Below are 12397 nucleotides of genomic sequence, written 5' to 3'. Positions count from 1 at the left end.
CATCACAGTACATTTTACAATTAATTTACATTATAGTCAATTTTACCTACTCAAAGCTGCCGTTGCTTCTAATACTAAAACCTATTGTATCAATGATAGTTCATCAAAAGTAAAGTTTAAGTAAAATTTAGATACTTCAAACAAACTATTTATTAAGAATAAGGTATAATAAATTGCAATGATAAATGAGGAGGATTATTTAATGGTATTTTTGCAGCCCCTCTTTGACTGGATCGAACCGAGATTTGGTGAAACAATCAACCATTTCCCATTAGTCGAATTGATTATTTACAGTATCGACCATGCTCTTTTTTATTTTATCTTCTGGTTCATCGGACGGGTCATCTTTCTTGCGGTTAAAAAAAAGAAAAAGAAACCAATAAAATGGCGTAGAGAATTAATTTTAAATGCATTTGTTTTTTATGTTATTCTTTTAATTCATCTAACCGTCTTTCGTGAAGAAAATTCAATTAATAACGTATCGATCGTTTTGCGTCCTCTAAGTGAAATCAATTGGATCCCATTTGTAGAAACAACTAAATTAACTAAAGGAACATCCTTATTTGATTATTACTATAATCTATATGGAAATATTCTTTGGTTTATTCCAATGGGATTTAGCGCAGCTTATTTAATGAAGAAAAAGCATTTTTTTTTACGCTCGCTATCGATTGGAATAGCTGTTTCATTTTTAATTGAAGCGATGCAATTTCTTTTTTATACCGGCATTTCGGATATCGATGACTTGATCTTCAATACAATTGGAACGATAATCGGGATTGGTTTATTTGAAATCAGTCAATGGTTGTACAAAAAATGGCAAAAGAAGAAAACTACTTGATTTTATGACTTTTCAAGTAGTTTTTTTAGTGCACTCACAACCTAATTAGGTTGTACTTATGTTATACTACATAAGATAAAGACGAAAAAAGGGGTTTATAAACTAGTGGAAAAATATAAATTAAAAAGACGAGCAACACAAATGGTTAGAGATGGTTACCCAGTTTTGCTGAAAGAAGATTTTGTGAAAGAACCTATCGAATCTGAAGGAACGATCGTTGAATTATTGGACGACAACAAAAAATTTCTTGCACGAGCTTATCTTGCTAAGCAAAATAAAGGTGACGGTTGGATCCTAACATTAAATGAAAATGAAAAAATTGATCAAACTTTTTTTGAACATTTATTTAGTCAAGCTTTAGCTGAACGAGCTGGTCTTAAATCAGAGGAGAAGACAAATGCTTACCGTTTCTTCAACGGTGAAGGAGACGGTCTTGGAGGATTGACGATCGATGTTTATGCCGATTATTATGTCTTTTCATGGTACAGTGCAGGGATCTACAAGCACCAAGAAACGATTTTGAAAGCTTTTCTTTCAACCGTCCCGGGTGTTAAAGGTATATATGAAAAAATGAGATATCAAACTAAAACAAAACCAGAAACAGATCACATTTATGGCGAAGAAGCACCTGAGCCTTTGTTGATCAAAGAAAATGGCATAACTTATGCTACTTATTTAAATGATGGATTAATGACTGGGATATTCTTGGATCAACGCAATGTTCGCAATAGCATTCTTGAAAATTATTCAATGGATAAAGCAGTCTTAAATACTTTCAGTTATACTGGAGCGTTCTCAGTTGCTGCAGCAATAGGTGGAGCCAGTCACACAACAAGTGTAGATTTAGCCAACCGTAGTCTAGAAAAAACAAAAGAACAATTTGAAGTGAATGGATTAGATCCAGAATTGCAAACGATTCGAGTAATGGATGTATTTGATTACTTCAGATATGCCATTCGAAAACAATTGAAATTTGATACGGTCGTTGTTGATCCGCCAAGTTTTGCCCGTTCGAAAAAAAGAACGTTCAGTGTTGCTAAAGATTATACAGCACTATTAGAAGATATCATCGACATTACGAATGAAGATGGCGTGATCATAGCTTCGACCAATGCTGCAAATATTTCAACTGAAAGATTTGAGCAATTCATTGAGACGGCGTTCGATCATAAAGGCCTATCTTACCAAATTTTAGAAAAATTTGCTCTTCCTGAAGATTTCAAAATCAATCCTCACTATCCGCAAAGTGATTATTTGAAAGTATACGTGATCCGCAAAGGAAACTGATCTGAACTAGACTACTTTGGAAAGAAAGTAGGATATTAATGAAAAAAAATAAAATGCAAAAAACAAACGCTATTAGACAATTAGAAAGCAATGCTATTTCGTATCAAACCTATGAATTTCCATGGAGTGATGATCATTTGGGTGCTGAAGCAGTTTTTGAACAGTTAAAGGTACCTAAAGAACGAATCTATAAAACTTTGGTGATCAACGGCGATAAGTCAGGTGTGATAGTAGCTTGTATACCAGGTGCTAGCGAGCTTGATCTAAAAGCGTTAGCTAAAGTCAGTGGAAATAAAAAGGTTGAATTATTGCCTCTAACGGATTTAGAAAAAACAACAGGTTACATCCGTGGAGGCTGTTCACCTATTGGAATGAAGAAGAAATTTCCAACCTTTATTTCTATTCAAGCTGAAACAATGGATAAAGTCATTGTTTCAGCAGGAAAAAGAGGGATGCAAATTGAACTAGATCCACTAGAGTTGAAAAAGTTGACTAAAGCTGAATTTGTATCCATTGAAGCTGAATAAAAATAGAATAATAAAAGAGAACTCTAAATCCAAGCTGAAAATCTTGGTTTAGAGTTCTCTTTATTTTGTTTCTATAATTTTTAGTGCCGATAGATTAAGTGGACCTGATTTGAAAAAGCAACACCGTCGATCAAATAAGATTGATGGTTACTCTTTGATCGATAAGAAATAATCGCGGATGTCTTTCCAATTATTCGCACGAATGTAGCGGTCCTCGGTTTCATTCAATGAATTCACAAAGAGAATACCGGTTCCAGAAAAGCGTTCTAATTGACGTATGGAATCATCAATCAAGTAGTCCGTGTGAATGATACTTTTATCGCCGCAAAAAATATAGTGCTGAGAATCGATGAAAGCAAAATGCTCTTGCAGCCATTCATATTTTGCAGTAAATGTTTTAGGAACATCCATAGCAGCAGTTGCAATGTACAAATCATACTCATCTGCTAATTCACGCAAAACAGTTTGGCTGTCCTTCATCACTGGGATATTCCTGAAAAAGGCATGAGTATTGATCAAAGGATAAAGTTCTTTGATCGTCGAGACTAAATCAAAATTTGGATTTGCCTTTAGATATTCGTCAACTGTTTCAAAGGAAAGATGGTATTCCTTTTTGAATAATTCAATAAAACTAATTTCCATATCCGCAATAACTTGATCCATATCGATTGCAATTTTCTTTTTCATAAAAAGACCCTTTCACTTTTCAAAATTGTTAACTTTTAAGAGCAGCCTCAGCAGCGTGCATACCTGCAATACGGCCAGTAATAAAAGCGCCTGTGATATTATATCCGCCCGTGTAGCCATTGTAATCTAAAATTTCACCGGTAAAGAAGAGTTTGCTAGTAAATTTACTTTCCATCGTTTTTGGGTTCACTTCTTTTGTATTGATTCCGCCACCCGTAACAAAGGCTTTTTCAATCGGCAAGGTGCCATTAGCTGTGAATTGAAAATCTTTGATAAATTCAATCAAGTGGGTCACTTTTTCTGGAGCAGCTTGCTTCAAGGGAGCATTTTCATCCAAACCAGATCTAGTCAGTGCAAATAATAAATACCGTTCAGGAACAAGACCTTTCAAAGCATTTTTGGTGCTTTTATCGCCATCATTTTTTATTAATTGTTGCAGTTGTTGAGTTAATTCGCCTTTAGATACATTTGGGAGAGCATCTAAACTCATCACGACTTCTTCGGTTTTATCGCGTTTCATAGTCTGGTGAACAAACATAGAACAGCGCAATACGGCTGGTCCAGAAATGCCAAAGTGGGTAAAAATCATATCCATTTGATGGGTTACGACCTTTTTACTTTTTTTATTCAAAACACTTAAAGCGATATCCCTTAAAGAAAGACCTTGTAACGTCTTATCTTGTATAAAAGTTTCATCAGAAGTAATAGGAGCTTCTGTGGGATAAAGTGGTTCGATCGTATGACCAGCTTTTTTTGCCCATTTGTACCCATCACCGGTCGAACCTGTTCGAGGCATAGCTCGGCCGCCTGTTGAAACGATCACACAACTTGCGTGGATGCTTCGTCCATCTTGCAACTGCACGCCAGTTGCCTTTCCTTCATCAAACAATAAATTCTCAACGGGAGCTTCTGCATAAATCGCAATTTCTAAACGATCCATGATCCCGATCAAGGCTTCTAAAATCGTTCGCGATTTATCGGTCACAGGGAACATTCTTCCGTGATCTTCTTCTTTTAGCACAACACCATTTGATTTGAAAAATTCCATAATATCGTAATTATCGTATTGATAAAACGCGCTGTATAAAAAGCGTCCGTTTCCAGGAATATGGGCGATGATCTCTTCTTTATCCCGATTATTGGTAACATTACATCTACCACCGCCAGTTACGAGTAATTTACGTCCAAGGGTCGTGTTTTTTTCAATTACGGCTACTTTTGCGCCATGTTCTGCCGCCGAGATAGCAGCCATCATACCGCTGGTTCCTCCGCCAACTACTAATACATCATACTTTGTCATTTCTTTTATTGACCTCATTTCTACTGATCACATGCGTCCGAATTTTCTTCTCTTACTTTATCATATTTTAGCAGTTTGTACCATAAACCTGTAAACCGATTTGTGGTACAATAACTTTTATCGTTAAGAATATGGTTAAACTGTTATCATATACAAGGCGCTAAAATAAACTGAAGAGGAAGATGAGATTTTTATGGAGATTTTAATAGCACTTATACCGGCCATAGCTTGGGGCAGTATTGGTTTAGTGAGTAATAAATTAGGGGGGAACTCTTACCAGCAAACAGTAGGGATGGCAGCTGGAGCAGCCTTTTTCGCAATCGGTGTTTACTTTGTTTACCAACCAATAATCGATATAAAAATTATTTTAGTTGGATTATTTTCAGGTGCACTATGGTCATTAGGCCAAATGCAGCAGTTCCAAAGTATGAGATTCATCGGCGTATCGAATACATTGCCGATCTCAACAGGATTACAATTGATTGTAAATACACTTGCAGGAGTCCTTTTGTTTAGAGAATGGACAAGTTCTAGAGATATTATTCTTGGGATCATTGCTATTATTATTTTAATTTTTGGGGTTACATTTACGACTGTAACAGATACGAAAGAAACGACTGTTGATTCTAAAGGGCAAAAGAAAGCTGGAGCAAAAGCCTTGATCTATTCTACAATAGGCTACGGGTTGTATACGATCACGATAAATGCATCTGGAGTAGATGCGATGGCCGTTATTTTACCGCAGGCTATCGGGATGTTGATCGGTTCATTGCTCTTTTCAGCTAAGCAAGAAATCAAAAGCAAATACACAGTGCGCAACTTGTTGACCGGTTTATTATGGGCAACAGGAAATATCTTTATGCTGATCTCAATGGCAAAAATCGGATTAGCAATCAGTTTCTCGCTATCACAAACAGGGATCATTATTTCTACATTAGGTAGTATCTGGTTCTTAGGCGAAACAAAAACCAAACGGGAATTTCGTTATATCTTGATGGGTTGTATTTTAGTCATTTTAGGTGGCGTTTTATTAGGCTATATTAAAGCATAACTTAATTAATAGATGGGAATGAGATAGGATGAGTTATTTTAGAAAGAAACCTTTAGAGGCAACTGAAAGGCCGTCAAATTTAAAAAGAGAGCTAAAAACGATGGATTTAATTTTACTCGGTTTAGGTGCAATCGTCGGAACTGGAATTTTTGTGATCACGGGAACAGCCGCTGCATTAACAGCTGGACCGGCATTGATCGTATCATTCGTTATAGCGGCTTTTTCGTGTGTCCTATCAGCTTTATGTTACGCAGAATTTGCTTCTCGAATTCCTGTAGCAGGCGGAGCTTATTCTTATGGCTACACTGTTTTTGGAGAATTGATTGGCTGGTTGGTCGGTTGGCTGATGATTTGTGAATATTTATTGGCAAATGCATCAGTAGCCTCCGGTTGGTCAGGCTATATGAACGGGTTTTTAGATGGGATCGGTCTGGGATTGCCCATCGCATTACGTTCTTCTTTTGATGTTGAGACTGGATCTTATGTAGATGTAATTGCGGTATTGATTACATTCTTAGTTACCTATATCGTGATCCAAGGTGCTAAAAAGGCCTTACGTCTAAACAATATCATGGTATTTGTTAAATTCGGCTTGATCATATTATTTATTGTTGTAGGCGCATTTTATGTTAAACCAGAAAATTGGACACCATTTGCTCCCTTTGGCTTTGAAGGAGTAGCGACAGGAGCAGCTGTCGTGTTCTTTGCTTTCTTAGGTTTTGACGCTGTTAGTACGGCTGCAGAAGAAACCAAAAATCCACGCAGAGATATTCCAAGAGGGATCATCGGTTCACTTGGTATCGCTACTGTGTTGTATATTGCTGTGACTTTAGTGCTGACGGGAATCGTCCCTTACGAACAGTTAGACATTAAAGATCCGGTTGCATTTGCCATACGCTTTATTGGACAAGATTTTATTGCAGGTATTATTTCTGTAGGAGCAATAGCAACCCTTTTAACGGTACTTATTTCAATGACTTATGGATTAGGTCGTTTGATCTATGCTATTGGACGAGATGGATTGCTTCCAAAGAAACTCAGTGAAGTAGACCCAAAAACAAAAAGTCCTAAAAATGCGACTCAGTTAGCGGGATCAGTTTCAGCTGTACTTGCGGGTATTGTTCCGCTTGGTAAGTTAGCAGAATTAACAAATATTGTAACATTGATGATATTTGTTATTCTTGCTATCGGAATCATTAAATTGCGTAAAGACCACGGTGAACCAAAAGAAGGAGAATTTAGAGTACCATTTGTACCAATTTTCCCAATTATTTCGGTTCTTGTCTGCGTGTACCTTATGATCCAATTATCGTTATCAGTTTGGATCGCCTTCATTATTTGGTTAGCTTTAGGCGTAGTTTTCTATCTCATTTATGGGTACCAACACAGTGAATTAAATGGCGAGTAACAGATCATGATCCCACTAGAAAATAAGAATATTTTAGTATTGAAATTATCTGGAGCAAGCGAAAAGGGCTGGGAAATTGCCCTTTCGTATTAAACAACATTAAATTAAAAAAGAAACATTTCATTCGTGAGATGTTTCTTTTTTTATAGGATCATTTTCGAAGCAGATTTCGAGAATGATCCTATTTAAGGTTTTGACAGAAAAAAAGGGGAATAATGACTAATTAAATTAAAATCTTATTTGAGAAGGGCTAACTGGGGCTGGTTCGATGAACTCAAAGCAGTTTTACCATTTGAGAAGGGCTATCTAGGCTTAGTTCGATGAACTCAAAGCAAGATTTCCATTTGAGAAGGGCTAACTGGGGCTAGTTCGATGAACTCAAAATAAAATGCCAATTGAGTTGGCTTCTACGTCAAATGGTGTGGCTGCTTCAAAATAAAATTTCTTCTGGAATGGACGGGTTTGCTTGTGGAGAGCCATGGTACCGCCTTGAAGTACTGTTCTAGAACGTGTTCCAAAAAGCAGACCCGACATCCACTTCACAAATAATGCTCGATGGTCGTTGACCATCCTGCGCTTATTTGCTCCAGTGATTCGGGTCTAAACGCTTTTAACCACACTCCCCCTTAAACAGATTGTAATCGCTGAAGCGGTAACGCTCTGTAATTCGCATTGAATCCTCTACATGGCTACAAGCAACCCTATTCCTCCAGAAATGTTGGGTAAGTAATTGGATAAAATCTATCGATACTAAAAATTATAGAATCTTGAGTTGGCTGAATCTAAGTATTGATGCCCAAATGACCCTATTGAAAAGGAAATAGGATCATTTTTAGCTTGTTTTACTCATTTCTTTGAAAACTATTATCTCAAATAATTTGAAATAGCATCGAGCTGATTTTTCACAGGCTATTCTGCAAATTTACTCAACTTATTTTTTTAGTGATTTTTAGGCGAATACTAAAAAAATAGTTGGATTAAGTTTGGACTAGAGGGAGTTTCAATAAAATTTATGGTACACTTATAAAAAATTAGTTTAAAGAAATGAAGGTGCAAGAATGTCTTTTGTAGAAATAAAAAATGAGTTTAAACGATACAAAATGGGTGATTCAGTTATCGCCGCAAATGATGGTATCTCATTTGAAATCGAAAAAGGGGAGTTTGCAGTAATCGTTGGACCAAGTGGTGCTGGGAAATCAACAGTACTCAATATTCTAGGTGGGATGGACTCAGCAGATGAAGGGCAGATACTTGTTGATGGAATAGACGTTGCCAACTTCAACACAAAACGGCTCACGCAATACCGACGCGATGATGTTGGGTTTGTTTTTCAATTTTATAATTTAGTTCCCAATTTGACTGCTATCGAAAATGTGGAACTGGCATCAGAAATCTCAACTAAATCGTTGGATGCTAAAAAAGTTTTAGAAGATGTAGGACTAGGCAATCGCTTAGACAATTTTCCAGCTCAATTATCTGGTGGGGAACAACAGCGAGTGGCAATTGCTAGAGCTTTAGCTAAACAGCCCAAACTACTGTTATGCGATGAACCAACTGGAGCATTAGATTATGAAACTGGAAAACAAGTATTAAAATTATTGCAAGACACCTGCAAAAATACAGGCACAACTGTTATTGTCATTACACACAACAAAGCAATCGCTCCAATGGCTGACCGGATGATTGAAATAAACAATGCAAAAGTACGTAGTGTGACGATCAATGATAACCCTATGTCCGTAGAAGATATCGAATGGTAAGGGGTGAGCGAGCGTGAAAAAGAAAGCACTATGGAAAGATATTTTCAAAGAGATGGGGAAATCAAAAACACGATTTCTATCCATTTTTGCCATTATTACATTAGGAGTGGCCTTTTTTGCCGGAATCAAAGCAACCGGGCCAGATATGATCGATACAGCTGATCATTATTATAAAGAGACAAACCTAATGGATACAAAAGTAGTATCCACGTACGGACTTAACGAGGACGACCAAACAATATTAGAAAGTATCGAAGGTGCAGCTGTAACCATGAGTTATAGTCAAGATGTCATTTTTGAGAAGAGCAGTTTAGTTGCTAAATTAATGGGTCACTCTTTAAATGAGGAAACAGCACAAAACAAATTTGCCATCGAATCTGGACGTTTGCCAGAAAAAACGGGTGAAATTGCTTTAGATAACAATGATAAGATGACCAGTGCTTACAAAATCGGAGATACGGTCACTCTTTCTTCAGAAGACGAAGAAACAATATTAGAGGATTCGTTTGCCACAACAACTTTCGAAGTAGTCGGTTTTGTGAACAGCTCGAAATACATTGAAAAATCTGCAAGAGGTGCTAGTACGGTCGGAAAAGGAACATTAGACGGATTTGCTGTTATTCTTGAAGAAGACTTCAATTTAGAAGTTTATACAGAGGCTTATCTATCTTTTGAACAGAATCAGTCACTTGTGTCCTATTCGTCAGAGTATGAGGACAATATCGAGGAACAGATGGATCAAATTGAAAAGGCAGTTGAACAAAGACCAGAAGAACGCTTAGCTGAAATTCGTGCCGAAGCTCAAAAAGAGATCGATGATGGACAAGCTGAAATTGACGATGCCAAGCAGCAATTAGCCGATGGTCAAAAACAGTTGGACGATGCTAAAGCAACTCTGGATCAAGGCCAAGCAGACTACGATGAAGGATCGGCTGCTTTAGAAACGCAAATAGCTAATGCTCAAGCTACGATCGATCAAAAACGTCAAGAATTAGAGGATGGGAAAGCCGAATTAGCCGCAAATGAAGCTGATTTACAAGTAGCCCAAAAGCAGCTTATTGATGCCCGTGCTAATTTTGAAACAGAAAAAGCAGCTGCAGAGCAACCCTTAGCTGATGGAGAAACATTTGTTGAAAATGCCAGAGCAGTGTTAGCCATGCCAATTGAAACTGTGCCAGTTGAAACACAAAAAAGCATTACTCAAGCTGCTACTGCTGTTGACCCTTCGCTGGGAGAATCCTTTACAGGTTACTTTGCTGGAGTTGTTCCAAAGAGCACAGTTTCAGCTGCAGTAGATGGAGTCGCTGCAAATTTTGACGAAACACGCGCTCAATTAAATGCAGCCGAAGCAGATCTGATAGCCAATGAAAAAAATATTACACAAGGATTGGCTGATCTTGAAGCTGCCAAAACAACTCTTGCTAACGGCGAAGCTCAATTAGCTGATGCTCAAGAACAGTTGAACCAAGAAAAAGCCAAAGGTGAAGCTGAACTAGCTACAGCCCTTGAAAAACTAACAACAGGAAAAACAGATTATGAAACAGCACTGGCTGAATTTAAAAAAGAATCGGCAGATGCTGAAAAAGAAATTAAAGATGGCGAAGCAGAACTTGCAGAAGCTAAAAAAGACATCGAAGCGCTAGAATTGCCCGAATATTATGTGCTCGACCGCTCAACAAATCCTGGATATGGTGAATTCAGTGATAATGCAGACAGAATATCGGCTATTGCGCAAGTATTCCCCGTCTTCTTTTTCTTGATCGCCGCATTGGTTTGTTTGACCACGATGACTCGGATGGTAGAAGAAGAACGATTGCAAATTGGAACCTTAAAAGCTTTAGGGTATTCAAATTGGGATATTTCTAAAAAGTTCCTAGTATATGCCTCAGTAGCAAGTGTTTTAGGAACGATCATAGGCTTAGTTGTCGGATATCAATTATTCCCTCAAGTTATCTTTGACGCATATGGTTCAATGTATAATCTGCCAGACGTTCGGATAACCTATTACATCAGTTATGCAGTTATTTCCTTTATAGTGGCAATTCTTGGTACCGTCGCAGCAGCTTATCTAGCTACACGTGTAGCTTTGAAAAGTTCGGCAGCTACATTGATGCGTCCAAAAGCACCTAAAATAGGAAAACGTATTTTATTAGAACGTATTCCATTTATCTGGAATAAGCTTGGTTTTATTCAAAAAGTAACAGCACGGAACCTTTTCCGGTACAAACAACGTATGTTGATGACGGTTTTAGGTGTCGCAGGCTGTACAGCATTGATTTTAACGGGGTTTGGTATATCGGATTCTATTTCAGATGTGGCAGATCTACAGTATGGCAAGGTTATGAAATATGATGCCATTGTGGCTCTCAATACAGATGCAAGCGAAACTGATAAATCGGATTATGATGAAGAAATAGCTAAACAAACGGCTATTGAAGAGTCATTAAAAGTTAGTCAAGAAAGTTACACAGTAGATGTTGAAGGGGTCAATACACAAACCGTTACCGTTTTTGTTCCTGAAACAACTGAAAACTTTGATCATTACGTTCTCTTAAACGACCGTTCTTCTGGTCAAACCTATTCGTTACCCGAAGAAGGTGCGATCATCAGTGAAAAATTAGCTGAACTGATCGATGTTGAAAAGGGCGATCAATTGATTTTGACCGACACAGATAATAAAGAAGTAGAAGTAGTCATAAATGAGATCGTTGAAAACTACACTGGTCACTATGTGTATATGAATAAAGACTATTATGAAACAAGATTCGGAAAAGCACCTGAATATACAACGGAATTATTAAACTATGGCAAAGGCAAAGTAGACGAAGAAGCCCTAGGATCCACTTTGATAGAACAACCAAGTGTTTTATCGATCAACTTTGTAAGTGATGTCAGTGGAGCATTTGAAGAAACAATGGGAAGTTTAGGAGTCGTTACATTGGTATTGATCGCCTCAGCGGGTTTACTGGCTTTTGTGGTGTTATACAATTTGACCAATATCAACGTTTCTGAACGTGAACGCGAATTGTCCACTATCAAAGTGTTAGGCTTTTTCGATAAAGAAGTGACTATGTATATTTATCGTGAAAATATTATTCTTACTGTAATGGGTATTGTCGTTGGTTCAGTATTAGGTATCATGCTGCACAGTTTCGTATTAGACACATCAGAAATCGATCAACTCATGTTTAGCCCAACGATTCAACCATTGAGCTATCTTTACTCAGCAATCATAACCCTCGTATTCTCCGGAATCGTTATGATCGCCATGCATCACAAACTCAAAAAAGTCGACATGATCGAAGCCCTAAAATCAGTAGATTAATATAGGATGCGAAGAGACCCCGAAAGACACACAGTAAAAACAGGAAATCACAGAGAAGATGTTTCATCTTCGGCGGGATTTATCTTTTTTACAAAGTGTCTGGGTCTCACAGCTCAACTACAGGATGCGGAGTTCGACGTCAAGGCTTGACAGAAAAACAAAGAATCTCGCAGAGGATGTTCCATCCTTGTAGAGATTCTGTTTTTTCCGA

10 protein-coding genes are annotated in these 12397 nt (G+C 37.5%); 7 read left to right on the top strand and 3 right to left on the bottom strand.

The annotated features are described in order from the left end of the window. Positions 1–202: 202 nt before the first annotated feature. The 3 genes from BR50_RS02040 to ybaK all read left to right on the top strand — a co-directional run bounded on the left by BR50_RS02040 (position 203) and on the right by ybaK (position 2655). A complete protein-coding gene (locus tag BR50_RS02040) occupies positions 203–841 on the top strand; it encodes a VanZ family protein (protein ID WP_034545713.1) in 639 nt (212 codons plus the stop codon). A gap of 105 nt (positions 842–946) precedes the next feature. Then, on the top strand, positions 947–2128 hold the full coding sequence (locus BR50_RS02035; RefSeq protein WP_034545712.1) for a class I SAM-dependent rRNA methyltransferase: 1182 nt from the start codon (positions 947–949) through the stop codon (positions 2126–2128). 38 nt (positions 2129–2166) lie between these two features. Next, positions 2167–2655, top strand: coding sequence for a Cys-tRNA(Pro) deacylase (ybaK, locus tag BR50_RS02030; RefSeq protein ID WP_034545711.1), 489 nt, complete (start codon positions 2167–2169; stop codon positions 2653–2655). 147 nt (positions 2656–2802) lie between these two features. Here ybaK and BR50_RS02025 read toward each other — a convergent pair whose 3' ends face one another. Together BR50_RS02025 and BR50_RS02020 are read right to left on the bottom strand one after the other, a co-directional pair. Next, a complete protein-coding gene (locus BR50_RS02025; RefSeq protein WP_034545710.1) occupies positions 2803–3342 on the bottom strand; it encodes a 5' nucleotidase, NT5C type in 540 nt (179 codons plus the stop codon). 28 nt (positions 3343–3370) lie between these two features. Beyond that, positions 3371–4642, bottom strand: coding sequence for a BaiN/RdsA family NAD(P)/FAD-dependent oxidoreductase (locus BR50_RS02020; RefSeq protein WP_034545708.1), 1272 nt, complete (start codon positions 4640–4642; stop codon positions 3371–3373). 193 nt (positions 4643–4835) lie between these two features. Here BR50_RS02020 and BR50_RS02015 point away from each other — a divergent pair, with 193 nt between their 5' ends. Together BR50_RS02015 and BR50_RS02010 are read left to right on the top strand one after the other, a co-directional pair. Next, the gene (locus BR50_RS02015) at positions 4836–5693 is read left to right on the top strand and encodes a GRP family sugar transporter (RefSeq protein WP_034545706.1); all 858 of its coding nucleotides are present in this window, start codon (positions 4836–4838) and stop codon (positions 5691–5693) included. 28 nt (positions 5694–5721) lie between these two features. Next, positions 5722–7101: an amino acid permease gene (locus BR50_RS02010; protein WP_034545704.1), complete on the top strand. Its 1380-nt coding sequence runs from the start codon at positions 5722–5724 to the stop codon at positions 7099–7101. Positions 7102–7479: 378 nt separating this feature from the next. Here the strand turns inward: BR50_RS02010 and BR50_RS02005 are convergent, their stop codons facing one another. Continuing rightward, positions 7480–7644 (bottom strand): hypothetical protein, encoded by a 165-nt coding sequence (locus BR50_RS02005; protein ID WP_156097497.1) that lies wholly within the window; start codon positions 7642–7644, stop codon positions 7480–7482. A 515-nt stretch (positions 7645–8159) separates the two neighbouring features. Here BR50_RS02005 and BR50_RS02000 point away from each other — a divergent pair. Both BR50_RS02000 and BR50_RS01995 read left to right on the top strand, forming a co-directional pair. Further along, positions 8160–8861, top strand: a complete 702-nt coding sequence (locus BR50_RS02000; RefSeq protein WP_034545700.1) for an ABC transporter ATP-binding protein — start codon at positions 8160–8162, stop codon at positions 8859–8861. 13 nt (positions 8862–8874) lie between these two features. Next, entirely contained in the window at positions 8875–12186 is a 3312-nt protein-coding gene (locus tag BR50_RS01995; protein WP_034545698.1) for an ABC transporter permease, read from the top strand. The last annotated feature ends 211 nt before the right edge of the window (positions 12187–12397 follow it).

Origin of the sequence: Carnobacterium alterfunditum DSM 5972 (assembly GCF_000744115.1) — a bacterium.
In the GTDB taxonomy this organism is placed as follows: domain Bacteria; phylum Bacillota; class Bacilli; order Lactobacillales; family Carnobacteriaceae; genus Carnobacterium_B; species Carnobacterium_B alterfunditum.
The sequence above is the reverse complement of the archived record's forward strand: the minus strand, read 5'-3'. Positions and strand labels throughout refer to the sequence as shown.